This window comes from Aquimarina sp. AU58, assembly GCF_900312745.1.
Classification (GTDB): domain Bacteria; phylum Bacteroidota; class Bacteroidia; order Flavobacteriales; family Flavobacteriaceae; genus Aquimarina; species Aquimarina spinulae.
On the sequence record NZ_OMPD01000014.1, the window covers coordinates 2,686,843 to 2,713,667 of the forward strand.

The 26,825-nt window shown below is 32.1% G+C and carries 28 protein-coding genes; 10 read left to right on the forward strand and 18 right to left on the reverse strand.

Annotation, left to right across the window (positions count from 1 at the left end; translation table 11 throughout):
* Positions 1-166 precede the first annotated feature (166 nt).
* Together DK441_RS22970 and DK441_RS22975 are read right to left on the reverse strand one after the other, a co-directional pair.
* Positions 167-3,493 carry a reprolysin-like metallopeptidase gene (locus DK441_RS22970; protein WP_109852923.1) on the reverse strand — a complete coding sequence of 1,109 codons (3,327 nt, stop codon included), beginning with the start codon at positions 3,491-3,493 and terminating at the stop codon, positions 167-169.
* A gap of 289 nt (positions 3,494-3,782) precedes the next feature.
* The gene (locus DK441_RS22975; protein WP_025663587.1) at positions 3,783-4,160 is read right to left on the reverse strand and encodes a LysM peptidoglycan-binding domain-containing protein; all 378 of its coding nucleotides are present in this window, start codon (positions 4,158-4,160) and stop codon (positions 3,783-3,785) included.
* Positions 4,161-4,309: 149 nt separating this feature from the next.
* Between DK441_RS22975 and DK441_RS22980 the strand changes: the two genes are divergently transcribed.
* From DK441_RS22980 to DK441_RS22990, 3 genes are read left to right on the forward strand one after another with little or no spacing between them, the layout of a single operon-like run.
* Positions 4,310-5,098 carry a tRNA pseudouridine(38-40) synthase TruA gene (locus DK441_RS22980; protein WP_109852924.1) on the forward strand — a complete coding sequence of 263 codons (789 nt, stop codon included), beginning with the start codon at positions 4,310-4,312 and terminating at the stop codon, positions 5,096-5,098.
* Positions 5,099-5,101: 3 nt separating this feature from the next.
* Positions 5,102-5,749 carry an MOSC domain-containing protein gene (locus DK441_RS22985; protein ID WP_109852925.1) on the forward strand — a complete coding sequence of 216 codons (648 nt, stop codon included), beginning with the start codon at positions 5,102-5,104 and terminating at the stop codon, positions 5,747-5,749.
* Between the two features lie 3 nt (positions 5,750-5,752).
* Complete coding sequence (locus tag DK441_RS22990; RefSeq protein WP_109852926.1) at positions 5,753-6,553, forward strand: aldose epimerase; 801 nt, start codon at positions 5,753-5,755, stop codon at positions 6,551-6,553.
* Positions 6,554-6,693: 140 nt separating this feature from the next.
* Here DK441_RS22990 and DK441_RS22995 read toward each other — a convergent pair whose 3' ends face one another.
* The 4 genes from DK441_RS22995 to DK441_RS27105 form a co-directional block, all read right to left on the reverse strand.
* Positions 6,694-8,025, reverse strand: coding sequence for a DUF2059 domain-containing protein (locus DK441_RS22995; RefSeq protein ID WP_109852927.1), 1,332 nt, complete (start codon positions 8,023-8,025; stop codon positions 6,694-6,696).
* A 276-nt stretch (positions 8,026-8,301) separates the two neighbouring features.
* Positions 8,302-8,607 (reverse strand): helix-turn-helix domain-containing protein, encoded by a 306-nt coding sequence (locus tag DK441_RS27095; protein WP_235015814.1) that lies wholly within the window; start codon positions 8,605-8,607, stop codon positions 8,302-8,304.
* Positions 8,608-8,618: 11 nt separating this feature from the next.
* Positions 8,619-9,146, reverse strand: coding sequence for an HRDC domain-containing protein (locus tag DK441_RS27100; protein ID WP_235015815.1), 528 nt, complete (start codon positions 9,144-9,146; stop codon positions 8,619-8,621).
* A 32-nt stretch (positions 9,147-9,178) separates the two neighbouring features.
* The gene (locus DK441_RS27105; RefSeq protein WP_235015816.1) at positions 9,179-9,421 is read right to left on the reverse strand and encodes a RecQ family zinc-binding domain-containing protein; all 243 of its coding nucleotides are present in this window, start codon (positions 9,419-9,421) and stop codon (positions 9,179-9,181) included.
* A 349-nt stretch (positions 9,422-9,770) separates the two neighbouring features.
* Between DK441_RS27105 and DK441_RS23005 the strand changes: the two genes are divergently transcribed.
* Positions 9,771-10,715 carry a hypothetical protein gene (locus tag DK441_RS23005; RefSeq protein ID WP_160112249.1) on the forward strand — a complete coding sequence of 315 codons (945 nt, stop codon included), beginning with the start codon at positions 9,771-9,773 and terminating at the stop codon, positions 10,713-10,715.
* Positions 10,716-10,717: 2 nt separating this feature from the next.
* Here the strand turns inward: DK441_RS23005 and recQ are convergent, their stop codons facing one another.
* The 12 genes from recQ to epsC form a co-directional block, all read right to left on the reverse strand.
* Positions 10,718-12,847, reverse strand: a complete 2,130-nt coding sequence (recQ, locus tag DK441_RS23010) for a DNA helicase RecQ (RefSeq protein ID WP_109852929.1) — start codon at positions 12,845-12,847, stop codon at positions 10,718-10,720.
* A gap of 98 nt (positions 12,848-12,945) precedes the next feature.
* Entirely contained in the window at positions 12,946-13,863 is a 918-nt protein-coding gene (locus DK441_RS23015; RefSeq protein WP_109852930.1) for an NmrA family NAD(P)-binding protein, read from the reverse strand.
* 2 nt (positions 13,864-13,865) lie between these two features.
* Entirely contained in the window at positions 13,866-14,276 is a 411-nt protein-coding gene (locus tag DK441_RS23020) for a hypothetical protein (RefSeq protein WP_160112250.1), read from the reverse strand.
* 30 nt (positions 14,277-14,306) lie between these two features.
* Positions 14,307-15,209 (reverse strand): DUF6268 family outer membrane beta-barrel protein, encoded by a 903-nt coding sequence (locus DK441_RS23025; protein WP_109852931.1) that lies wholly within the window; start codon positions 15,207-15,209, stop codon positions 14,307-14,309.
* 169 nt (positions 15,210-15,378) lie between these two features.
* On the reverse strand, positions 15,379-15,804 hold the full coding sequence (locus DK441_RS23030; protein ID WP_109852932.1) for a DUF2141 domain-containing protein: 426 nt from the start codon (positions 15,802-15,804) through the stop codon (positions 15,379-15,381).
* A 101-nt stretch (positions 15,805-15,905) separates the two neighbouring features.
* On the reverse strand, positions 15,906-16,472 hold the full coding sequence (locus tag DK441_RS23035; RefSeq protein WP_074406482.1) for a Crp/Fnr family transcriptional regulator: 567 nt from the start codon (positions 16,470-16,472) through the stop codon (positions 15,906-15,908).
* The gene (locus tag DK441_RS23040) at positions 16,472-16,879 is read right to left on the reverse strand and encodes a GNAT family N-acetyltransferase (RefSeq protein WP_109852933.1); all 408 of its coding nucleotides are present in this window, start codon (positions 16,877-16,879) and stop codon (positions 16,472-16,474) included. The genes DK441_RS23035 and DK441_RS23040 overlap by 1 nt, the downstream gene beginning before the upstream one ends.
* 31 nt (positions 16,880-16,910) lie before the next feature.
* Entirely contained in the window at positions 16,911-17,549 is a 639-nt protein-coding gene (locus tag DK441_RS23045; protein ID WP_109852934.1) for a trans-aconitate 2-methyltransferase, read from the reverse strand.
* 37 nt (positions 17,550-17,586) lie between these two features.
* Complete coding sequence (locus DK441_RS23050) at positions 17,587-17,925, reverse strand: hypothetical protein (protein WP_025663598.1); 339 nt, start codon at positions 17,923-17,925, stop codon at positions 17,587-17,589.
* Between the two features lie 162 nt (positions 17,926-18,087).
* Positions 18,088-18,369 (reverse strand): hypothetical protein, encoded by a 282-nt coding sequence (locus DK441_RS23055; protein WP_109852935.1) that lies wholly within the window; start codon positions 18,367-18,369, stop codon positions 18,088-18,090.
* A 232-nt stretch (positions 18,370-18,601) separates the two neighbouring features.
* Positions 18,602-19,486: a cysteine synthase CysM gene (gene cysM / locus DK441_RS23060; protein ID WP_109852936.1), complete on the reverse strand. Its 885-nt coding sequence runs from the start codon at positions 19,484-19,486 to the stop codon at positions 18,602-18,604.
* Positions 19,486-20,277 (reverse strand): serine O-acetyltransferase EpsC, encoded by a 792-nt coding sequence (gene epsC, locus DK441_RS23065; protein ID WP_109852937.1) that lies wholly within the window; start codon positions 20,275-20,277, stop codon positions 19,486-19,488. Before epsC ends, cysM begins: the two co-directional genes overlap by 1 nt.
* 285 nt (positions 20,278-20,562) lie before the next feature.
* Between epsC and DK441_RS23070 the strand changes: the two genes are divergently transcribed.
* The 6 genes from DK441_RS23070 to DK441_RS23095 all read left to right on the forward strand — a co-directional run bounded on the left by DK441_RS23070 (position 20,563) and on the right by DK441_RS23095 (position 26,794).
* The gene (locus DK441_RS23070; protein WP_074406475.1) at positions 20,563-20,997 is read left to right on the forward strand and encodes a cytochrome c; all 435 of its coding nucleotides are present in this window, start codon (positions 20,563-20,565) and stop codon (positions 20,995-20,997) included.
* Positions 20,998-21,018: 21 nt separating this feature from the next.
* Positions 21,019-22,359, forward strand: a complete 1,341-nt coding sequence (locus DK441_RS23075) for a cbb3-type cytochrome c oxidase subunit I (RefSeq protein WP_109852938.1) — start codon at positions 21,019-21,021, stop codon at positions 22,357-22,359.
* Between the two features lie 188 nt (positions 22,360-22,547).
* The gene (locus DK441_RS23080; protein ID WP_305000512.1) at positions 22,548-23,384 is read left to right on the forward strand and encodes a CbbQ/NirQ/NorQ/GpvN family protein; all 837 of its coding nucleotides are present in this window, start codon (positions 22,548-22,550) and stop codon (positions 23,382-23,384) included.
* 74 nt (positions 23,385-23,458) lie between these two features.
* A complete protein-coding gene (locus DK441_RS23085; protein ID WP_109852939.1) occupies positions 23,459-25,234 on the forward strand; it encodes a nitric oxide reductase activation protein NorD in 1,776 nt (591 codons plus the stop codon).
* On the forward strand, positions 25,235-26,209 hold the full coding sequence (locus DK441_RS23090) for a DUF438 domain-containing protein (protein WP_109852940.1): 975 nt from the start codon (positions 25,235-25,237) through the stop codon (positions 26,207-26,209).
* A gap of 105 nt (positions 26,210-26,314) precedes the next feature.
* Positions 26,315-26,794 (forward strand): cytochrome c oxidase subunit 3, encoded by a 480-nt coding sequence (locus DK441_RS23095; protein ID WP_235015817.1) that lies wholly within the window; start codon positions 26,315-26,317, stop codon positions 26,792-26,794.
* Positions 26,795-26,825: the final 31 nt, after the last annotated feature.

The window sequence follows — 26,825 nt, forward strand, 5'->3', positions numbered from 1 at the left end:
CGGTAAAACCGTAAAATAACAAGGTTTTGTAGTGTTTAGATCGTTGTTTTTTCGATGAAATACACGATTTTTACCTTTTAACTAACTTAAAATGGAAAAAAAGCTATTAAAAAATATTTTTTAATAGCTTTTTTATTCTTGTTTTATTACTGAAATCAATTCATAACTAGTTCATAATTAGTTTATGAACAGATGTTTTATGATCAGTTTTTAACTTAACCAGATATGCACCATTCGCAAGATTACCTGGGTTAAATGATTTATTACTTACATTATCATTTTTGTATACACTTCTTCCAAATAGATCGAAAATGATAACCGAAATATTATCTGTAGGAGCAGTAACTCTAAGCATTGTGTTAGTACCACTTACTACTGGATTTGGTGCTATTGAAACCTGAGAAGCTTTTGTCGTATTAAAACTCTCTACTGTTACACCTCTAGCAGTACCACCTACTGTAAATGAAGTATTTTCTGAACTACCAAAAGAACCACCAGATGCTAGTGTTGTACTACCTGCTGTTAGTGAGTAAGATCCGTTACCATATTGGCAGCAAATACCATCTCCATAAACATCACTTATTGTAAATGTATAAGAACCAGCAGCTAAACACTCTGTAAGAGTTAGTGTAGAACCATCTGCTTGAGAACCATATGTTCCTCCAGAGGCTACAACTTGATTACTACTATTAGTAATTTGCCAGCTTGTCTCTTCTGGGTAGTCATCAAATGTAATAGATAAGTTTACATCGGTACAAGAAGGGTTAACCGTTCCTGTCGTTAGTTTAACATCATCAAAAGCCATATCACCACTCCAGGATGTACTGGTAATTCCATTAAATCTTAATTTAACTGTAGCTCCGGTATATGATGCTAAATCAACACTGGCTGATTTCCAAGAATTACCTTGATTACCAGATTTAGTCCATAAAGAAGTCCAATTAGTTCCATTATCTGTACTCGCCTCTAGTGTTAATGTTCCTATACTGGTACCATACATATGATATTGAAAAGTAAATGTTGCTTGCGATGCAGTACTAAGATCAAAACAAGGAGAGTTTAGTATTGCTCTTTTGTTAGGGAATCCTGCACCATTTCCAGAAGCTTCTGTATATACATAATATGTACCTTCTGCAGCACTTGATGGCCCGGTATTTCTTGATGGAGTTCCATTAGAATCTATAGTCCAGTTAATATCATCACCAGTGGCTTGAGACCATGCTCCGAGCGTATTTTCGAATCCTTCAGTATATGGGAAAGAAGAAATCTCTCCTGTACATCCTCCACCAGTATTTCCTGGTAGTGTAGTTGCAGTTGCAGTATTACTAAAACCAGATTGGTTTCCTGCAGCATCTTTAGCTTTTACTCTAAAAGAATATGATGTATTAGCAGATAACCCAGTAGCTTGATAAGTTGTAGTTGTAGCTGTTCCTATAACTGTATTACCTTGATAAACATCGTATCCACTTACTCCAACATTATCTGTAGAAGCGCTCCAGGATAGATCAATAGTAGTTTGTGTTGCATTAGAGGTAGCTAAACTTGCAGGAGTTGTAGGTGCCTGTGTGTCTCCACCTGTTCCTCCAGTAATTTCAAAGTTAGCATTAGAGATATCAAAGAATATGTTTCCAGATCCTCTTACCATAATTCTGTTTTGTGTTCCTTGAGAATTTGGAACCGTTATACTATGAGAACCATCATTTGGTACCGCTGTAGCGATAACCGTTGGATAAGTATTTCCCCCATCTGTAGATAGTAAAATATCGACATTGGCAGTATTAATCCCATTTCCTGTTGTACCAGCAACATCCCAGGTTACAGTTTGCGTAGAACCAGCAGACCAACTAACATTAGTATTAGGAGTGTTAACTACAAAAGGCCCAGCAGAAGCAGTAACATTAACTTTCATGTTATCACTATTATTTGCTCCACCACCAGCTTTATTGTCTCTAACTGTTAATCTAAAATTTAAGGCTCTCGTTACATCTGGTACAGCTTCCCATTTCCATGAGGTAGCACCAGTTTTAATAGTTTCTAATCTTGGAAAATATCTTTGATTAGATGCAGTAGGAGTATAAGACCTGAAGGCAACACCAGAAGTAGCTGTAGTACTTGGTATTGTTCCAACACGACTATCCGTTTGTTCCCAGCAATAGGTAAGTGCATCTCCACTATTAGCATCAGTACCTTGGCCAGTTAATACAAATGGAGTTCCTTTTGGAACGGTATAATCAGCACCTGCATTTGCAGTAGGAATAGCATTACCTGTATTGGTATTGGTCTGACAACTAGTTGATTTTACATAATTGGTAATCTGCTGGATAGTTACTGCATGAAAATAAGGGTCACTATTCTGTTGTACATCTGTGTTAGCACCTGTAATTCCTGCATATCCCATAATTGTAGTTCCACTTCCTGGCTCTACCTGAATATTGCTATTAGCATCGCCGGTAAATGTAAACGTATGATTTCCACCAAATTGATGTCCCATTTCGTGTGCTACATAGTCTACATCATAAATATCTCCCTGTGGTGTATTTCTAGAAGAAAAACCACTTCCTTTTTTTCCATCTACACATACACATCCGATACATCCTGCATTACCATTTTTTGGAGCAAGAACAAATACATGACCAATATCATAATTAGCTTCTCCAATTACACTCGTTAATGTAGATTGTAACTGGCTGTTGTAACTTCCTGTATATGGATCTGTATTTGCGTTGGTGTATACAACATCATCATTGTTTGAAATAAGAACCATTGTAACTCCGAAATCGGTTTCATATATCCCGTTTACACGAGTCATAGTAGCATTAATTGCTGCCATGGCTCCTGCCTTAGTACCACCGTGAAATTGAGCATACTCCCCAGTAGTCGAAACAGCTAATCGATACGTTCTTAAAACACCGTCATCAGCATTTTTTTGATTGATTGCACCACCAGAAAAATTAGGCGTATCCTTATCAACAGAACAATTTAACCTATCAACAGTACCTGATCTCTGATCTCTAGAGTAAATAGTATATACAGAACCACTGGTTGTATAAGGCTCTATAAATACAGTTTTAGAATTACCAGATAGACGCATACTTTGTAACCCAGAAGGAGCAACACTAAATCTGATTGTAGCTGTTGGATCGTCAATTCCCTGACCAGCATACGATTTAATCTCGGGATATTTGGCTGCAAGATCAGGGTGCATTACAGGAGCTTCTACTATTCTAAAAGATTCCATAGTACCTTGCGCATTTGGAAACTGCATAACAACAGCAGAGCCATTGGATGATTTTCCTCGCAACTGAGAGTCCTGAAGTGCTTTTTTCAGAGCTTCGATATTAAGATCAAAAAGAGTGTTTGATGGTAAATCGGTCTTTGTCTTTATAACATTAAGACTTTTTGAAGAATTAGTTCTTTGCCAAGGATTATTACCTTGTGCGAATACGTGGCCTACAATAAATAAGCCCACGAATAAAAATAATCGCGTTTTCATATAAGTTGAGTTTGAGTTAGGCGGCAAAAGTAGAAATATTATCTAATTTTTTGCTAAATGTTTGATGAATTGTTGGTATTTTGTTGTTATTTATGGTTTTTACGTAATTTAATAACGGTTTTAGTGAAGAATTTTACAATAAATGCGATTCTGTAATAGACTTCTAGTACGCAAAATTTAGAAAGATTAATTTAAGAAGGAGAATTTTTTAGAGAAGTAGGGTATAAAAAGGGAATAAAAAAAGACCACTATAATAAGTAGTCCTTTTTTATTTTAAATATGTATAATATTATAAATTAGGAATAACAAGCTCCTGATCTGGGTGAATAACGTCAGGGTTTTTAAGAATATTTGTATTTGCTTCAAAAATAGCCTTGTATTTCATTGCATCACCATAATAGTGCTTTGCAATTTTGCTTAATGATTCACCACTTTTTACTGTATGTCTATGATATACAGAAGTATCAGCAACTTTAATATCCGCCATAATATCAGAAGGAGAATTACCACCTATTTCTTTTATTTTATCCCAAAGTTGGTTTTTTTCATACTGCGTTTTTGCAGTACCTTTTATCTTAAGAGTTCCATTTTCTTCAGATACATCACCATCCTGGATGTTTAATTCTTGTCCTAAATCCAGAACACTTTGATATTTTGACTTCACCATAACTAAGTTGATTTTAAATTATTAATTAGCTTTACCCAAATATAACAAATAATAGAATGGTGTTCACATAATTTTAGGATTAAAAATTGATCAATTATCGTTGAAATGCATAATTTATCTATATCCGGACACTTTTAATACTATATTCAATGTTCCGTAAACGTTATTATTATATCATTCAGTTGCAATACCTTGGTTTCAGATATCATGGTTGGCAGAAACAACCTACAGTAAATACTCTTCAGCGAATGGTAGAACGAACAATTGCTTTTGTTCTCGAACATAAAGACTTTAAGGTTTTGGCTACAGGAAGAACAGATGCCAAAGTATCGGCTAATCAAACCTATATTGAACTATTTGTAGACCATCAACCTTTGGATATTGAAGTTTTTTATCCTTTATTGAATCAAAACCTTCCTCAAGATATTAGGGCTTTGGGTATTGAAGAAACTAATGAGCAGTTTAATATTATTCAATCCCCAAAGAATAAAGAATATTTGTATTTATTCTCCTTTGGAGAGAAATTTCATCCTTTTTGTGCTCCGTTTATGTACAATATTGCAGAAGAGCTCAATATAAATTTAATGCAAGAAGCGGCTGCGTTATTTGTAGGAAAACATAATTTTAGGTCGTATTGTCACAGGCCTACAAGAAATACGATTTTAGAAGGTGAGGTAACACATTGCGAAATTGAAAAAAATGAAGTGTATACTGCTAGTTTTTTCCCTAAAGAAAGTTATCTTTTACGAGTAAAAGGTGAAGGGTTTAAAAGAAACCAAATTCGCTTAATGATGGGAGCATTATTGGATTTAGGAAAAGGAAAAATAAATCTTGATTTCATTAGACAAACCCTGGATCCTGAATCAGAAGAAATTATATTAGAGCATATAGTTCCTGGTTCCGGATTAATATTAAACTCTGTTGAATTTAAAACATAAACTATGAAAGTTTTATCTACTAATATTGCAACACCACGTAGTATACTTTGGAAAGGAAGAGAAGAAAAAACGGGAATTTATAAACTTCCGGTAGAAGATCCAATATATTTAGAGAAAGAAGATGTTCGAAATGATCATGTTATCGATAGAAAATATCATGGTGGTGTTGATAAAGCTTGTTATTTATATTCGGTAGATCATTATCCCTATTGGAAAACAAAATATCCCGATTTAGAATGGAATTACGGAATGTTTGGTGAGAATGTTACGGTAGAAGGGTTTGACGAAAAAAATATAAAAATAGGATCTGTTTATCAACTTGGAAGCGCTACAATACAGATTTCACGCCCCAGGCAACCTTGTTACAAATTAGGTATTCGTTTTGGTAATCAAGCAGTGTTAAAACAAATGATAGATTCACTGCTTTCTGGAGTATATGTAAGAATAATCCACCCGGGATCTGTTGCTGTTGGTGATGAATTACAGCTAACAAAAGAAAATGATGACGGAATATCTATTGCCGAATTAAATACATTATTATTTCATTATGATGAAAACACACACTTAGAGCTTGCTAAAAAAGCACTTAGTGATACTTTGGTTTCTGATAGTGATAAAAAATATTTTAGAAAAAAAATAAAAGCGTACTAGCATATGCCAGATAAGACAAGATTGCATAGTCCTGATGAAAAAACTATAGTTACTATTGATAATGGTGAGTTAATAAGTTACCAGGTTGATGGTATAGAAGTAATGCACCAAAAAGGAGATTTAGGATGGGGAAATACAGAAATTGAAATGTTTCCTACGATTGGCTCGACTAAAGAAAATCAATTTTCGGTACAAACTCCAAGAGGAGAAGCAAAACTGGATCAGCACGGGATTTTAAGAGTTATGGACTATCTTCCTTTAGCAATTGAGAAAAGTAGTGCTTGTTTTCATAAAAAATACGTAGCGAATACCCAGTTGTCTAATCATAAATTTCCTAATAAATCTACACAACAATGGCTTAACTGGCCATACGATTTTGAGTTTATTAAAACTTTTGAATTATCGAATGAAGCTTTAAAAATTATTTTTGAGGTAAAATCAGAAAAAAATATGCCATTGATGTTAGGGTTTCATCCTGCATTTAAGATTTATAGCCCGAATATCATATTGAAAACTTCAGATCAACATATTTCTTTAGATACTATTTTAAAAGCTGGAGCCTCTGCTTTTTTATTAGAAGATTGTAAAGAAATATCTATCACCAACAATGGTAGTCTTGCTGTTAATGTAAAAACAAATGGTTTTAGACATATCATGCTATGGAGCGAAGTAACAAATATGGTTTGTATAGAACCCATTACTTTTTATCCTGCCAGCGTTCCTGCACATAAATTGCATACCGGGTTTGATTTTAGTTCTGGATATGAAAAATTTGAAATAACCATTTCAGCATCGGCCTCTTGAAAATTCGAAAAATTGAAAATATAATTATTGGAGAAGGTTCGGTTTATTTATAGATACATGAAAATCAGGTGCAGTTTCTTGATTAATTAATTTTACATCTTTAGATTAGACAACAATTTGCTATCTGTAGTATCATAGTATTATTCTACTGGCTTATATTTATTACCTTTTAAATCAACAAAATATGTTAGATCATTTTCTTCTATTGAATAATAAATAGTAGCATATTCTCTATCTGAATGAGAATATCCATATTTAAACTTGTTTAACTCTGCTTCACTGGTATAGGTAATTTTTTCTATTTTTTCTATTTGAGGTTTTACTACCCATTCCATTTTATAACAATCAAATATTGCAAATACTTCGTCTTTTCTCATTATCGATAATCCAAAAGTAGTAGTAGGACTTGGACTTGAAAGAATTTCATCTTTAAATTTTATTTTACCATTAAAATTTTTTAAACTCCATAGGTCATAATCGTTCTGAACAAAAAACCAAACATTTTTTTCGTCATTTGCATCTTTATTAAGCAGTATTTTTTTTTGAGTAAAATCAAACCCTTTAACACTTTTGCCTGAGGTTGTTATGATTCCATATTGTCCGTTTGTTTTAAGTATTGCAATTGCATAGTATTTGTTACCTTTTTTAAATGGTTTTACTTCTTTATATATATCTGAATATTCGGATAAGGAACCTTCTTCATCAACTTTAAACCCTTTATAGTCTTTGTTGTGTGAAGAAATAATTTTTGCACGACATATCTTTGCGAAAGGAATGTCAACAATTTCTTGATATTCAAAAAAGCTAATATCTCCATGTCTATTTATATCAAAACCTACTTCTCTTTTGTAATGTCCTGTCATGTTGGGATGAAAAAACTCTAAATTTCCATATTTAGCAGGTATTACAATATTATTGGTTTTACGATCAATATATCCCCAATAATCTTTAATTCTAAAAGGAATTAAATCTGTTAATTCATAAGATTTAAAATTAGAAAAATCCTTTATGACTTCATTCTTCTTTTCTTCAAACTTTTCTTTTTTTAAATTTTTTATTTCCTTGGTAATATGAAACTCTAAATTTCTTACCATTTGCATTTTGGCAGCATCCAGTTGTTCCGATATCATTAATGTTTTTTCTGTAATTGCTTTCCCGGCTTCAGAACTGTAAAAAGTTATATAGTTGTCTATATCAGATTCTGTATAGGTTTTAGAATATATTGGTATAATGATTGACTTAAATTTAGTGAGAAGTTTTTTCGTAATTTTTTTTTTAACCAATTCTTCATTATTGTCAAAAACTTCATAATAATATTGTGCTTCTTGTTCAATTATTTTAGTTATTGTTTTTTCCATTTGGCCAATAGTTCCGTTTAATTTCAAAAACTTTTCTATTTTTTCATTAATATTTTGAGCATTAACTTGAAGTGCGAAAAATGTAAATAATAATAGTAATATTTTCTGTATCATAAGGTTTATTAGTGTACGTGATAAAATTTTGAATTAAAAATCGTTTTATTCATCTGGTTTTTCTATTATAGAAAGGACATTGTTATTTTTTTAATCCTTTTGAAAATTTAAAAGTTTCGTAAGGTATTGATTGTATACACTATGGCAAATTTAGATGTATAGGTTTACATATTTATACCAGAAAACAGTGATTTATAGTATACAGAAGAATATAATAAATTGTTGTTACTAACTAATCTATTTAGGAATCATAGGATAGAATGTTTTGAAATTAATTTAGAAACTTTTTCTTTTATACAATAGAGTTTGTGTATCTAAGGTATCTATAACTGTTAATGCTATTTTAATAGTATTATAATCAAGTGCTTGTTCAAAATGTTCAAAATATGGTTTTAAGGTTTCTGGATTATCTAATTCTTTTTTAGCATTTTTTACGGCATTAATATCTTCTTTATTTACAAATTGTTTTAAATCAATACTCTCACCATTTTCATAGAGCTTCATTATATGCGAGAAGATAGTAGATTGTGCCAATTGACGTTGCAGTGCTATTTCTTCTATAGAAAGTCCTTGCTGGTACAAGCTTAAAGTTTCTAAATGCGTATTTCCTTTTTTAGTGCTTTTCTTTTTTTTCTTTTTTGTTTTTTTGCAGAAAAGTCAATAATAGCTTTAATAAATTGATATCCGTAGTTTTGCATCTTTTGTCGTCCAACCCCATTAATCTGCATAAATTTTTCATCACTCATTGGACGAAATTTCTCCATTTCTTTAAGAGTTGCATCACTAAAAATCTGATAAGCAGGAATACCAGCTTCTTTTGCTAATTCTAATTGCAGTTGACGTAATTTCTCAAATAGATTAGGCGCTACTCCTTTATCCACTTGCTTTACAGCAGCAACTTGTTTTGCTTTTTCAAACTCCTGTAAATGAGCAAGACTCACTTTTTCTCCTTCAAATAGTACCTTTTGAGAAAGCGAAGTAAGTTTTAGTTTATTGTTTTGATGAAAAGCAATCTCCAAATATCCTTGATTGATTAATTGTATAATGTATTGTTGCCAATTTCTCCATACCATATCACTACCAATACCATATGTTTTTACGTTTTGATATTCTTTTATCATATACAGCAGCATTTTGTGCCCCTCGTAATATATCAATCACAGTGCCAATAGGTTCTTGTTCTTTGATTTGGTTTACTTGTAGATAATGCTTTTTGAGCACTAATAGTCCCATCTATAAAAGTTGGAGGATTCTTACATACATCACAATTCCCACAATCTTCTTCGATTAATTCTCCGAAGTAGCTAAGTAAAATTTTACGTCGACAACTCAGAGAATCAGCACATTGTTTCATGCGATCCAGTTTAGCTAATTGTACTTCTTGATTACCAGACATGTTAGCAAACTTTTATAATCATACTACATCTGCATAGCTATGAAAGAGTAGAGTAGAAGATGGTGTAAACTATCCCGACAGGCACGTCTAATTTCTTGATAATACCCTTCAATATTTTTTTACACAGTAAAACACAATTAATTCATAAAATTTTAGTTACTATAAGGTTGATTCTTAAAAAATTAAGTTTTTATTAACGCCCCAAAATTTTATAATAGAGATCGCTCTATATTGTTAATATTTTAGTTTAACTATTTCAAGAGTCTTAATTATGGTGCATTACAGTGTTTCTATTTTTGTAATGATTATATAATAGACTATAAAAAATAATAACACAAACTCAGTACTTTTGAAAAGGGGCTTTTACATATTAATTTTGGTCTATACTATTTTTCTATCCTGTAGTAGTGATGATAAACTTTTAGAAGATAAATATGTTCGTGGTGTTAGGCTAACGAATAATTATGCAGAAAAAACAAATGATGATACCTTTTTAAGATATATACTTAATGATGATTATATAATTACAGGGGTACATAAAGTTAAAATAAAACCAAGTGTCTCAAAAAAAGAAGATTCTATAACGGTAAAGAAAGAAAAATCTCCTGGAAAAAAGCCAAAGGAAAAAAATAAAAAAATAAAGAAGAGCGTAAAGAAAGAAACAGAAAGTGATTCTATCGAAATTAAATATAGAAGGTATTATTTTATTGGGTTACCACAAGAAGTCACGAGCCAAATAGTAACGCTACCCAAAAGAGAAGGTTTTGACAGGTTGATACAACAACAGGAAGCAACATTAGAAATATTAGAAGAAAAGTTAATAAGCAGAGAAGATATTGGTGGTAAAGTATATAAAGATATAGCGATAGACTACCTTGTGCAAATTGATAATCATTTAAAATTTGTAGAATTTTATAATGAAAGATTGTACGATGCATATTTAAAATTGGTAATAGAAGCAAGACAACTTGATCGTTCGATAGAAGAAGAATATAATACTGTATATGGGAGAATCAATAGCAGTACCGTTAAAGATTCTGTAGATGTAGAAAAACTAGCAATTTTAGAAAAAAAATATACATCTCATAAAGCACTATTAAAAACACTCTTGGATTGGAACTTAAAACTAGAAGATTTTCAAAACTCTACTGATGACTTTAAGATATTAAAAGATCGTAACATTGCAGAGACATTCGAGATGTACAAAAATAAAACTTCGCAAAAAGAAGTAATTCATTATTTAGAGATACGATTAGCAGATTTATTTCATAATACTATGCGATCTCCAGAATAACATTAAGATTTTGAGTTTTCTTCTTCCAAAATTGTTAGTACTAATTTAATAGTATTGTAGGCTATAGCTCCTTCAAAATGTTCAAAATATGGCTTTAAGGTTTCTGGATTATCTAATTCTTTTTTAGCATTTTTTACGGCATTAATATCTTCTTTATTTACAAATTGTTTTAAATCAATACTCTCACCATTTTCATAGAGCTTCATTATATGCGAGAAGATAGTAGATTGTGCCAATTGACGTTGCAGTGCTATTTCTTCTATAGAAAGTCCTTGCTGGTACAAGCTTAAAGTTTCTAAATGCGTATTTCCTTTTTTAGTGCTTTTCTTTTTTTTCTTTTTTGTTTTTTCGGCAGAAAAATCAATAATAGCTTTAATAAATTGGTATCCGTAGTTTTGCATCTTTTGTCGTCCAACCCCATTAATCTGCATAAATTCTTCATCACTCATTGGGCGAAATTTCTCCATTTCTTTAAGAGTTGCATCACTAAAAATCTGGTAGGCAGGAATACCAGCTTCTTTTGCTAATTCTAACCGTAGTTGGCGTAATTTCTCAAATAGGTTAGGTGCGGCTCCCTGATCTACCTGCTTTACAATAGCCGCTTGTTTTGCTTTTTCAAACTCTTTTAAATGTGCCAGACTTACTTTTTCTCCTTCAAATAGTACTTTTTTAGAAAGCGAAGTAAGTTTTAATTTGTTGTTTTGATGAAAAGCAATTTCCAGATATCCTTGATTGATTAATTGTATAATATATTGTTGCCAATCTCTCCACGCTAAATCCTTACCAATACCATATGTTTTTAAATTTTGATATTCTTTATCATATACAGCCGTATTTTGCGCCCCTCGTAATATATCAATCACAGTACCGATAGGTTCTTGTTCTTTGATTCGGGTTACTGTAGATAATGCCTTTTGGGAAATAATAGTTCCATCTATAAAAGTTGGAGGATTCTTACATACATCACAATTACCGCAATTTTCTTCGATTAATTCTCCGAAATAACTAAGTAAAATTTTACGCCGGCAACTTAGCGAATCGGCATATTGTTTCATGCGATCCAGTTTAGCTAATTGTACTTCTTGATTACCAGACATGTTAGCAAATTTTTGCAATTGTACTACATCTGCATAGCTATGAAAGAGTAGAGTAGAAGAAGGTAAACTATCTCGACCGGCACGTCCGATTTCCTGATAATACCCTTCGATATTTTTTGGTAAATTATAATGAATCACCCAGCGTACATTAGATTTGTCTATACCCATACCAAAAGCGATGGTAGCACAAACAATTTGAACTGTATCATTAATAAAACCTTCCTGTACATGAGATCGCTTTTGATGATCTACCCCTGCATGATATGCTTCTGCACTAAATCCCTGGTTTTGCAGTTTTTCTGATAGCATTTCAGTAGTTTTTCTACTTAAGCAGTAGATAATTCCACTATCATTAGGTTTATCTTTTAGAAAGTCAATGATTTGCTCAATTCTTTTGTTTCCTGGTCGTACTTCGAGGCTAAGATTTTTACGATCAAAAGAAGCAAGATGTTGTTTGGCATTCGAAATGTTTAACTGGTCACAAATATCTTGACGTGTCGCTTTATCTGCTGTAGCAGTTAGTGCAATAATCGGAGTTTTAGGAAATCTGTTTTTAAGATACCCCAGTTGTGTATATGCAGGTCTAAAATCATGACCCCAGGCAGAAATACAATGCGCTTCATCTATTGCAATTAAGCTAATTTCTATTTGTGAGAATATTACATCTAAAAAAGATAAACTCTCTGGAGCGATATATAATAACTTGATTTCTTTATCCGATAATTGTTGATAAATTTCCTGCTGCTCGGTTTCAGTTTGGCTACTATTGATAAAAGCTGCTTTAATACCGTTTGCCAATAAGCCATCTACCTGATCTTTCATTAAAGCAATTAAAGGAGAAATAACCAAAGTCACCCCAGGTAATAATAGCGCTGGTAGCTGGTAACATATAGATTTACCACCTCCTGTTGGCATAATAACAAGGTTATCATCTCCGGCAAAAACAGAGGTAATGACATCTAGTTGTAATGGACGAAAGCTATCATACCCAAAATATTCTTTTAAGGTATGTGAAATGAGTTGTTGATCTGGCATAACTACAAAGAAAAGAAAATAGCATGTGAAAATGAATTTGTTTTATTTGTAATTCTTGTGTTGGTTGCAATTATTTAATTATAAATAAAATAAAACTTTTATTTGTTCCAGAAACCCCAAATAGGCTTTTTAGTATATAGATGACGGGATTCTTGTAAGTAAGTATTCATTATCCGAGGTTTGCGGTTTAATATTTTTTCGACTGTATCAGTTGTGGGTTCGGTAACATTAATTGCTAATTCGTCAAGCTCTACGATGTGGCGTGCTAACCATTTAGGTAATTTTGCTCGTGTTGTTAAGGTATGATAGAATTCTTCTGAACTGATATTTATATATTCAATTTTGCTGTTAGTTACAAACGATAACCGTTCTGCCATATCATAGTTTGTAATAGCTTCGGGGCCAGAAAGAATAACTGATTTTTTATGTAGAGGTCGATTTGATATTAAATAATGTACAGCAATTTCTGCAATATCGCGACAATCAATATAATTTCTTGAAGCATTACCCATGGCACCAAAAATTTTACCAAATCGTTTGATAGTAAAAGTATTTCGTTCCCAATTTTGCATAAATGAATGTGGTCTTAAACAACAGTAATCTATTGAGCTTTTGGCAAGCCTTTCTTCAATTTCACGATGCCAGTTACTAACTTCGACCTTTATATCAGAAGGAATTACTGGTGCTGATAATTTAACAATTCGGGTAATGCCAGTTTCTATAGCCATATTGATTATATTGACTTCGTTTTCAACCTGATCGGGAGAAGTTCCTGTCAGTAAAAAAAGAATATCTGCTTTTTTACAGGCGTGTTTAAGTTGTGATTTTGATTTTAAATCGGCACTAATGTAGCTCACATTTGTACATTGTTTATTTAGTTTGATGGGATATTCCCGATCAGGATTTCGTAGTACTCCTCGAACAATATAGCCCTGATTGTTTAATTGACGCATTACTTCTGATCCTACAGCTCCTGTACATCCAAAAACAACAATGGTTGGTTTTATTGTATTCATGATTATTTTTTGATTTTAAATATTGGTTGTCGCCAAGTTGTGATAGTAGTTCCAAGGGTAGTTGAAAAAAGAATATTAAATGTTTCAGGTTTTAGATAAGTTAATTCTATTGTAGTTAAAGCCAAGCATACCATAATGATGACTAGCAATATGGTTCTTATAAATTTATTTGTAGGGAAAAATTGAAGTTTTTCCATATACCACAATAGTATATAACTCAGTATAGAAGAAATAAGGGAAGGAAAAGCGATTGTTGTATAACTTGCTTGCATTACTTCAGAATTATTCATAAACCATCCCGAGATCCAGGACATAGCTGCTGGAAATATATATGATGGAATACTGGCTAAGAGAAATGCTTTGGTATTAAAATTAGTTGACTTATGAAGGTTATCTTTCATTATAATATGCATAAGTAGTTCTTTGTAGATTAGAGCTTTGAATTAGCGAAAAGGATTAAATTTGATTCCGATAGCAATAGAAGATTTTGACTTTGGATTAAAATCATAAACAGTATTCTCATTAGGATCTTGTAAATCATAATTATCATACACAGAGTACAATGCTCGTACCATTATCCCTAAATTATTGGTCATCCAGTAATTATATTCTAAACCAGCAGAAACGGATGTATATATTGCCCGATCAATTTCAGTATTTCTTAGATGAATAGGAGTGTTTAGGTTGGCAGAGAAATCATTTAGATCTCCCAGAAGTTTTATAGAATGTCTATCATTAAGATTGTACTTTATATATGTATTTGGAACTCCTAAAACAAAAGATAGTTTATCATTTACTTTTGCCATAAGATTTATGGTAGGGTTAATTCTCGTTTTACCTGCCATTGTAAGATATCCGGCTCCAAAAGTTAATTTGTAATACCCTGTAGCATTCTTTTTTCCGAATTTTTTTTCGATAAAAACAATACCGTTAATATTAAAATCATCTGCTTCCATATTTCCTTCTAAATTTGATATTATATGGGGCATTGCCAACACATTAAAAGACCAGTTTTTTGAGATTTTATAATTTAATAATAGGCTATAATTTATATTATAAAACTGTTCTATGTTTTTTGAAAATACAGGTACACTCGATTGATATTTATAATGGTGGTAATCGGCTCCAATAGTGTTATATATTGTTAGCCTATTCATTTTGATAGGAGGGAGGCCTAATTTCATGTTGGCCTTTTGATATTCGAATAGGTCATCTTCTATAATCGAAGGAGTGTAATATAGATAAAAAATATCTCTATCTTCATCTAAAACAAATACCTCTCCATTTACCTGACCATTCATTTTGAATATTAACAGTAGCGATAGTATCAATATTTTTTTAATCATTATTTTGGGTTTACAATTTATACAAAGGTCGACTGTATATACACTCTTAAAATTGCCAAATGACAATAAATGATTTTAATACTTATGATGAAATGGTATAAATAAAAAAGCATAGAAAAGGAAGAACCTTACTATGCTTTATAAATGGGTAACATGTTATTGGTCTAAACTATTTGATATTTATTTCTAATACTTTTTTTGAACTAAAAAAATCAAATCTAGCATCGCTAAACGAAGGGATAGACCTTGAGTTTGGATTATTAGATACGCCTGTTTTTTCTTTAGGAATTCCAATAAAATTAGTGTCTAATTTTTCGTTAGAATTTTCATCATGATATATTGCAATAGCATATGTACCGTGTTGTAAATTGTTTATGATTAAGTCATTTTCTCCTTTTTGTACTTTAAATCGCAGTTTTTTAAATGCAAATTCTTCTGAGGTAGGGAAACCCTTATTTGTTTTGTATATATCCACCTGGATATACCCTTTGTAATTTTTAATCCCTTTAACTTTTACCAGAATTTGACCAGTACTATTAATACTTAGAATTCCTAGAAATAGGCTTACAGCGAAAAATAAACTCTTTGTAATCATACATTGTATATTTTTAAATTTATTACAAAGCTATCTGTTATCAAAGTACAAGAAATTACCAAATGACAATAATGTGTCTACAAAGTATAACAGATATGAGTTTATCTACAGATTTCTTTTCTAATTCTACTAAGGGAAGAAGGAGTAACACCCAAAAACAAAGATAAATCTTTAAGAGGGACTCTATTAATAAGGTCTGATCTTTTTAGGAGATCTAGATATCGTTCTTTGGCAGTGAGGGATTGAAAATTATGAATACCATAGAGTACACTGGCAAAAGAATCCTCCCAAACGAGTCTTCCGAATTTTTGCCAAACAGGAAAACGCTCGTAGAGATCTTCCATCTTTTGATATGTAATTGTATATATAATAGTATCTTCTATAGCTCGAATATATGAATCAGATCGTGCCTTGGATTTTATTTTTGAAATATCGGTAATAAGTTCATTTTCAAAAGCAAAATATCTTGTTGATTGCACATCATTTTTTATATCATATATGATGAGGCCTCCAGAATCTACAAAATAGTAATCTGTTACCAATTGTTCTTTTTTTAAAACAAATTGTCCTTTTGATATATGCCTCTGTTTGAAAAAGGAGAGTATTATTTCTAATTCTTTTTCTGTAATGCATACATAACTCTTAATATAATTGGTTAGTTTTTCCATCAATGCTCGTCGCCTTTATAAATCCACATAGGTTCGGTTTCACCGGCTCTAACGAATCCTACTTTTTGATAAAAATCAATTGCTTTACCATCTGCTGTTAACATTTGCATATGAAAATGGCCATATTTTTCCTGCATTTTATCTACTATCATTTTTCCAATACCTTTTCCCTGATAATCAGGATGGATAAGTAAATGAGGATAATACACAACCAAATATCCATCAGAAATTGCATTACCCAGTCCAACCAGATGATCTCCGCTCCAGGCAGAAACTAATGAATGAGAATTCAATAAGGCATTATGTAATTCTATAGGTCTATCTGCAGAACTCCATTTATTAGCTTTATATAAATCGATGATTTGTCTTAACTCAATATTTTTTGTTTCAGAGATTTTTATTTCCATCTAATTTTATTTGTACTAGTATTCTACAGTGTTATTTGTTTATTTTTTCTACGATAAGTATAGTATGAATTTCTTCAACATCATCTGCTTTTTTATATTTTTTTTGAAATGATTCTTTGATCTCTAAAGATGCTGTTATTAGATCTTTTTTAATAGTTGTTAAATCATGATAATAAAAATATACTCTATCTCCACTACTTCCTGATAGATATCCTGAGTCACTTGGGTTTCCGGCAATAAAACTTATATAAAATATTCCTGAGTCATTAAGTAATTTATTGCAATCCATTATCATTTTCGTACAATCTGATTGTGATAAGTAGGGGATACAAAAACCGCAAATAATAGCATCAAATTTATTAGGGATAGTATGTATTTCCCGACTATCCATCACCAGTACTTCTGCGGTTGGATTGTTTTTTCTAGCCAGTTTAATCATATTCTCCGAATTATCTATGGCTGTTATTCTAAAATTAGGATTTTTAGTTAGAAGATACTGGGTAATATTCCCCGGGCCACAACCAATTTCGAGAATATTAGGATTAATTTTAGGAATTAATTCGCAGAATATGTCATAGGTATCATTGTACAAATCCAGATTCATGAATTTATCTTCATAAACCTGAGCTATTTTATCCCAAGTTTTAAATGTTTCCTGGTATCTATCCATTTTTTCTTTTTAGAAGTACATGAAGAATACTTTCATTTCAAATCTCGATTATGGTAGATTCTCCAGAACTAAAATCGTTACAAGTCCATTGCCAAAATTCGTTTAATTTTATTTTTCCCTCTTCCATATATTCAATGTATGATTTACATTTTCCGGTCATTAATTCATGCTCTTTGTTTATGTGTTGATATACAAATTCTAAGTGATCATTAACCCATTTTCCTACCAAATGCCCTTTTATAATTTGCCCGCCGTCATAATTAGCCCAAATGATGTTTTCATTTTGGTTATATCTAAAAATAGTTTCATCTGATACTTCTCCATTATTGGTATTAGATTGTGTCTTGAATTTTTTATTGTTTAAATCAATCTTCATTTTTTTACTTTATTGTGTTCATGAGTAGCGATATATTTGATGCAAAGTATTACTTACTCTATTTTTACATTTTAAAATTCGTCGATTAGAAGGGGCAACTTTAGAAGAAATGTATTGAAAATAGATTTTTGAAATAAAAAAACTATTCACGATGAAGATTACTTACTTTTCTATTAATCGATATCTTTTTCTGTCAAATTCATCTTTCATTTCATTTTGATCATATACTTTCAAAAGTTCAATAAAGCCATCTTTACACAATCGATCTAAATCATTTTGAGAAATATCGTTTGCAGTAAAATACATTGATTCTCCATTTACTTCAATAAACCATGGCATCCACAACACGCCCCACATTTCCCAAAAATATTCAAATTCACTACTATTATTATCAGAACACCTCTCTTTTAATTCACTCAAGAACAATTCTAAACGATCATCCATAAATAATTTGAATTTTTGAAATTATAAATATCAATAGTATCCATTCTTAATATTGTATCCTAAGGGTAATCTAAGATAATAAAGAGAAGTATATGTAGTATGTCAAAATTCTAATTTTTTGAACCGTATTTCTTATTTATAAAAACTAAAGAAATTGGGGATGATATGCATCTAAACTAGAAAAAACTTACATAAAAGAAATTATAAAGTATATGATAAGAAAAAACAGGTATTACTCAAATAAATCAGAACTTAGGTACCTATCTCCACGATCACAGATAATAGCAACAAGCACACCACTTTTTAGTGTTTTTGCTAATTTTATAGCAGCAGTAACAGCTCCACCACTACTCATGCCAGAGAAAACGCCTTCTTCTTTTGCTAATCGTTTTGCCATATCAGTGGCTTCTTTCTGGCTTACTTCGATAACCTGGTCTACTTTATTTGGATTAAAGATTTTAGGAAGATATTCTTTTGGCCATTTACGTATTCCGGGAATTCTGGATTCGTCGGTAGGTTGTACTCCAACAATTTGTATATCTTTTGATTGTTCTTTGAGATAAGTCGATGTTCCCATAATCGTTCCTGTAGTTCCCATAGAGGATACGAAATGTGTAATTTTACCTTGTGTATCTTTCCAGATTTCTGGTCCGGTAGTTTTATAATGAGCACGCCAATTATCATCGTTAGCAAATTGATTTAGCATAACATACCCTTCTTTATTAACTTTATCTTCGGCATAGTCTCTAGAACCTTCTATTCCTATATCTGATGAGGTAAGTGTTACTTTTGCACCAAAAGCACGCATAGTCTGTACTCGTTCTTTGGTAGAATTTTCGGGCATTACTAATTCAATATCCAGTTTAAAAATTCCTGCAATCATCGCCAAAGCAATTCCTGTGTTACCACTTGTTGCTTCGATAAGCTTAGTATTTTGATTAATATCACCACGATCCAGTGCAGATTTAATCATATTATAAGCGGCACGATCTTTAACGCTTCCTCCTGGATTATGCCCTTCTAGTTTTAGATATAATGTAATATTGGGATTGTCTATTAGGGAAGTAGCCTTTACCAAAGGGGTATTTCCTATAAGGTCTAAAATACGATGTGACATTAGATAACTTTTTTGATCTTAATTTCTGCTGTATTTGAAATAATTGAATTTTCGGGAACCGAAGAGGTAATCCATGCATTACCACCAATGGTACTATTGGCTCCAATAACAGTACTTCCGCCTAGTATTGTTGCATTAGCATAGATGGTTACATTGTTTTCTACAGTTGGGTGACGTTTTACATTACGAAGTTTTCTGTCTACATATAATCCGCCAAGAGTTACGCCTTGATATATCTTAACATTGTCTTTTATGATTACCGTTTCTCCGATAACAATACCAGTTGCATGATCAATAAAAAACGATTCTCCGATTTCTGCTCCCGGGTTAATGTCGGTACCTGTTAATCGATGCGAATATTCTGTCATTAATCGAGGGACAAGGGGTAAACCAAATTTAAGAAGCTCGTGACTTAACCTATAGATTGCTATAGCATAAAACCCAGGGTAGGCCATATATATTTCTTCTATAGAATTTGCTGCCGGATCACTTTTCATAAAGGCCTGAGCATCCAGATTTAGTTTTTCTAGTATGCCAGGTAACTTCTCTAGATAGGATTGCCAAAGTTTACTACATGGTTTATCGGTTTCCCAACACGCAAGATCAACAAGCGTTTCGAAAGTTTTTTCAAGACGATCTATATTCTTAGCTACTTCTGTATCTGTATCGAATAATGTATAGAAAAGTAATTTCGTAAAATATTCGGTTTTTTCCTTTAGCTCAAGTTTAAGATTTGGATTCTTTTTCAGCTCTTTTATCTCATCGATAATTTGATCTCTTTCTTTAGTCATTGTAGTTTATTTGAAAACTCTAGTAAATATATAGAATAAAAGGTATAAAAGTCTTTTTAAACCATAAATACTTACATTTTTAAAATAATAATAACATTAGGAGGGAATAATTGCTTGTATTCTGTAATTTTTAGTTAAACTTTCATCAGGATAGGGTATGTGGATAATGAATCATTATTGATCGGTTTATGATTTAAATCATATTTGAGAGCATCGTGTTTATCTATTTTTACATCAATAAAAGATAAAAAGATCTTTTTATAATAAATTAAACTAATTATCACTATGTTATCTAAAAAACAAGCGCGAAATTTCTTTCTGGGAGGAACATTGGTCACTTTTTTGGCATTTATTGGGTTAACGATCTATTCTTTTAGTGAAGAACAAGATCAATCTAACTATACCAATATAACAGAACAAGTGGTGCGTGGAAAACACTTATGGGAAACCAACAATTGTATGGGATGTCATACTCTTCTGGGAGAGGGAGGATATTATGCTCCAGAACTAACCAAGGTTCTCGATAGAAGAGGAGAAGGGTATGTAAAAGCAGTATTAATGACTCCTGTCCCCTGGGCACCAAATGGCAGAAAGATGGTAGCTTATGGTTTCTCTGAAGAAGAAGCAAAAGATCTGATCGCCTTTTTTGATTGGATTGATGATATTGATCTAAATGGTTTTGATAGAGTTGTGTCTCCATTAGCAAAAGATGAAAACTAAATAACTTAAAAATATAAATAGATGAAATACAAATCTCAAAAAGTAGCATACTGGTTCTTTGCCTTATCCATGTTACTATTGGTCTTACAAATTACCTATGGATTTATTATGGGCTTTGCCCGTATTGGTATGGATGGGTTACATGATTTTATTCCCTTTAATACAGCTAGAGCCGTACATACAAATTTATTAGTAGTCTGGTTGTTATCTGGCTTTATGGGGGCTGCATATTATATTATTCCCGAAGAAGCTCAACGTGAACTTGTAAATGTAAAATTGGCTTATGTACAATTAATTTCACTTGCGTTGGTTGGTGTTACCGCTATCGTTGGATACCACTTTAATTGGTGGGAGGGACGTAAGTTTTTAGAAATACCAAGACAATTAGATTTTTTGGTTGTTATTAATGTACTACTCTTTTTAGGATTGATACTCGTGACTCTCTTTAAAGGAAAACGCAGAACTACTACATCATTAGTACTATCTATGGGACTATTGTTTGCTGCTTTATTGTATCTGCCTGGGATGCTACCATTCGATAGCCAGGTGACTGATTCATTTTTTCGTTGGTGGGTTGTACATTTATGGGTAGAAGGAGTATGGGAGCTTATTATGGGAGGTATACTTTCTTTCTTGTTAATTAAGCTTACCGGAGTTGATAGAGAGGTTATAGAGAAATGGTTGTATGTTATTGTGGGGTTAACTTTTTTATCAGGAGTATTAGGTACTGGTCATCATTATTATTATATAGGAGTTAATAAAATATGGTTAATTGTAGGAGGTATATTTTCTGCTCTAGAGCCTCTGGCTTTTTTAGCAATGGCCCTTTTTGCAGTAAATATGTATCGAAAAGGAGAGAAAAAACATCCTAATACCATAGCATTATTCTGGACTATAGGGTCGGCAATTGTGTCCTTTGTAGGAGCAGGACTATTAGGTTTCGCTCACACATTACCTCAGACCAATTTATATACGCATGGTACTCTGGTTACTGCCATGCATGGCCACCTTGCTTTTTGGGGAGCATATGCAATGATTGTACTTGCAATTATTAGTTATTCTTTACCAAATCTAACAGGGAGAAAATTGTACAATAGTGTAAGAGGAAGAACTTCATTCTGGACATCAAATATTGGTATGATAGGTATGACCGTTGCTTTTGGTGTCGCTGGTGTTGCTCAGGTATATTTAGAACGTAAGTTTAAAATGGAATTTATGGCTGTACAAAAAGAAATTAGCATTCACTTCGTTGTATTGATTCTCTGTGCATCATTATTCACTATCGGAATCATATTATATATAATTGATTTTATAAAACATGGTCGCCCTAATGACGAAGCTATGGAAGTTCGAGAAGTCTAATTGATATAAAATATAGTTTTCTTTTTTCAAGATAAGGTCTAAAAAGACATGTTGCGTTTATGTATCTACCTTTCCCCCATATATTGTAGATGTACGATTGATGTTACAGTGATAAAGTGATTTACAAGACTTCATTTATTACTACTCATAACTTTTTAGGCCTTTTTCAATTTAAAAATAATAACATTATGGACCATATTGCTCCCAACGGAAACAAAACAGCACTATCCAAAATGACTACTGAAGTACCACTTAGTCCCCCTTTTTATAAACCCATTGCCAAAGAGATAGAAGTTTTTGAACATTCTTATAAAAGCAAAATCCCATTTTTATTAAAAGGGCCTACAGGTACCGGTAAATCTAGATTTATCGAGTATATGACATATCAATTGGGTAAGCCCCTAATTACAGTTAGTTGCCATGAAGAAACCTCTTCTACCGATTTAATCGGAAGGTATATTATCAAAGGAGCCGAGACCATCTGGCTGGATGGCCCACTAACCACAGCAGTTAAAAAAGGAGCAATTCTTTATTTGGACGAAATTGCAGAAGCAAGACCAGATGTAATTGTTGCCATTCATTCACTTACAGATCATAGAAGAGAGTTGTTCGTTGATAAGTTAGGAGAAACCATAAAAGCACATCCCGATTTTATGTTAGTCGCTTCTTTTAACCCCGGGTATCAAAGAGGGTTTAAAGAATTAAAACCTTCAACCAGGCAACGTTTTGTAGCTGTATCTTTTGATTACCCAGAGGCCAAAATTGAAACCGATATTTTGATAAATGAAACAGATGTTCTTCCGGCAGAAGCCAAGAAATTGGTAAACATTGCAAACAAAATAAGAAACTTAACCGAGTTAGGTCTAACCGAAACTGTTTCGACACGATTGCTGGTTGATGCAGCAAAATTAATTCATTCTGGATTACCAAAACGTCTTGCAGTACATGTAGCTATTGTAGAACCTCTCACAGATGATCTAGAGGTGATAAGTGCTTTAAAAGATCTGTGTGATTTGATGATATAATTTAAAATGCAGAATATTTGGTAATGAGTGTTTAGCTACTCTAAACCAAAATGTAACATATCAATACTAAAATCATGTTTGAGTTTGAACCAGATGAATACATCTTTACCAAATTTGCCCATTATTTCAAGCGTCGCAGAAAGAAAAAAGAAGCAAATTTAACTTACGCAGTAAAGTTAAACGATATAAAACCTCGTTTGACCATTTTTGCAAGAGCTATTACAGGTAAGCCTATAGAAATTTATGAAGCAGAAAGAGAAGGTGGTTATAAAAATAATAACTTCTTTCTACCTTCAAAATATGCTGAATTTTTAACAATCGAAGAAAATATTTCTTTTTATCTATTTAGAGTATTATACCTGGCTACTCAAAAAAACCTGGATTTGAATTGGAATGATACTTTAGAACATTCAGTAGAAGAATCCCGAATACTAGCCTCGGATACTTCATCAAAAGTGTTAAAACATTTATTTGAAGAATTCCCGATCACCGAGAATTATTTCCAAAAATTCGTAGCGTATTATGCTGGGAAAACTAAAAAAAACATACAAATAGATTATTCATTTATTTATGGAAAGTGGATGCGCAATATTCCTGAAGAAATGCTTAATGAAACTTTGAATAATTTTACTGAAAAAATAAAAACTGCCAACCCAGAGCAGCCAAAAACAACTTTGAAAGCCAATGCTGTAGAAGAAATAATTTCGATTCAAGTAGATGAAAAGCAAGTAGAAGATGCTGTTTTGCAACATCAGTTTGAAAAGGTGGAAACGGCAGATGAATTTGGAGGAAATTTCAAAGACATGGATGGAGATGATGAGCTGGATGATCATGCTAATGCTTTAGAAGATTTAAATATGAAGTACACTGTGCGAGTTGATGACACAGCACATTCTGTTTATCAGGCAGATTTCATTGAAAATACAACTATAGCAGAAAGTGCCGAAAGAAATGAAAAAGGGTATTTTATCCCTTATGATGAATGGAATTATGCAAAGCGTACTTATAAAGACAATTTTTGTAAAGTATATCCCAAAACCATCCTAAAAACTGATGTTGGATATTATAAAAAAACAATATCGAAAAATGGATCTACACTGCTTGGACTAAGAAAAATGTTGACAACAGTTAATAATAAATATCAACAACAACGCAGACAGACACAAGGAGAGGAGTTTGATTTAGATGCTATAACCGATTTGTTTGTCGATGTACATTCTGGTATAACCCCATCAGAGAAAATATATTTATCAAAACAAAAAAAAGAAAAAGATCTATCTATTTTACTGTTGTTAGACATTAGCTTATCTAGCGATGGTTATGCTGCAGGTAATCGAGTTATCGATGTAGAAAAACAAGTTTCCATTCTTTTTGGTGAAATATTAGATGAATTTAATATTGATTTCTCGATCAATTGTTTCTATTCTAAAACCAGAAATCATTCTAGTTACATAACGATTAAAGGTTTTGATGATCACTGGAGTAAAGCAAAATTTAAAATAGGAGCCGTAGAACCTGGAGGATATACTCGTATTGGACCCGCACTTCGACATTCGGGGGCATTGTTGGATAAAAGAAATACTAAGAATAAATGGATTATTCTTATTTCTGATGGAAAACCAAATGATTATGATAGATATGAAGGAAAATATGGTATCAATGATATAAAACAAGCCTTACGAGAACTCAATGAACGTCAAATAAATTCGTATGCCTTGGCAATTGAAGCACAGGCAAAATATTATTTACCACAAATGTTTGGGCAAAACCATTATCAAATTTTAACAACACCAGTAGAGCTATTACAATCATTAGTAAAACTCTACGAGAAAATTAAACACCAAAATTAAATGAATTCTTTTTTGCCAGAAGTAGAAAAATTACCAGAGGGACACCCGGTAAAAGTGTATTATCAGGAAAGTGAACTCATCCAGGAATTACTATCAGAATTATATGAAGCAGACGCGATAGTAGACTTTCAACAGTACTTCAATATATTTAATCAGTTAACAACTATAGAAAAACGATTTGCTCGAAAAGAGAACCAGCTATTTCCATATTTAGAGAAACATGGTTGGAACGGTCCCAGCCGGGGAATGTGGTCTTTTCATGACAATTTAAGAGACCAGATTAGGCTGCTAAATACACATAATGCAGAGAGAAATACTACTAAAATCATAGAAAACCTTCCGTATTTGATAGAAGGAATAAAGCGCCTTCTCACTATTGAAGATATGAGATTGTTTCCTATTGCTATGCAAATACTTAGTGAAGAAGACTGGAAAGAATTTTATGAAGGAGACGAAGAAATGGGATGGATGTTATCCCAGAAACCTAAACCATATCCCGCAATAGAAACAGCATATATTCACCCAAGCGAAGATTTTACCGAACGTGATTTACCATTTTCTTTAGAAGATACCTTTCATTATGATGAAGGCTACATGACCCCAAATCAGGTAAACCTATTGCTTCGCTATTTACCGGTTGATATTACTTATGTAGATGAAAACGACAAAGTCATTTTTTATAATCGGGGAGAAGATCGTGTTTTTCCCAGAAGCAAAGGAATTATAGGAAGAGAAGTTCGTTTTTGTCACCCTCCCAAAAGTGTAGATATGGTACTACGTATAGTAGATGAATTTAGAGCAGGAACAAAAGATGTAGCAGAATTCTGGTTTAATTACAGAGGTCAGGTAATTCATATCAGATACTTTGCCATTAGAGATAAACACAAAAATTATAAAGGAGTTATCGAAATGTCTCAGGATGTAACCGAAATTCAAAAACTGAATGGAGAAAAACGATTGTTAGATTGGGATTAAAGAAGATAAATGAAACAAACACCTATTAACTATAGCAATATATACTACCCGCCAGGAGGAATTCTTATGTGGATTATAATTTCTTTAGAATTAATAACTTTTGGAATGGCAATAATAGCAATGGTATACTGTGGTAAACAAGAGCCTGATCTTTTTCATCAATCAAGGATGCTGTTAAATCCAGTTTATGGAATTATTAATACTATTCTTTTGCTTACCAGCGGTTTTTGTATGGCAATTTCGGTTCATTATTTAAAAATTAGTATCCCACAAAAATCTAAAATACTATTATTAGCAACAATGCTGTTTGGGGTGTTATTTTTAATAATAAAAACCTTTGAATACAACGAAAAAATAAATCTGGGCCTTGATATTAATAATAATTTGTTTTTTACATTTTATTGGTTACTCACTTTATTTCATGTTATACATGTTATTGTTGGCTTGGTAATATTAGGCTCTGTTTACTTTGGACTAAGAAATAAGAAAACAAATATAGAAGATGTTGAAGCAAGTGCTTCATTTTGGCATATGTGTGATTTGATATGGTTATTTATCTTTCCTATCATTTATTTATTTTTTTGATAAAAAAAGACATGTCTGTTTTAAGTGATGT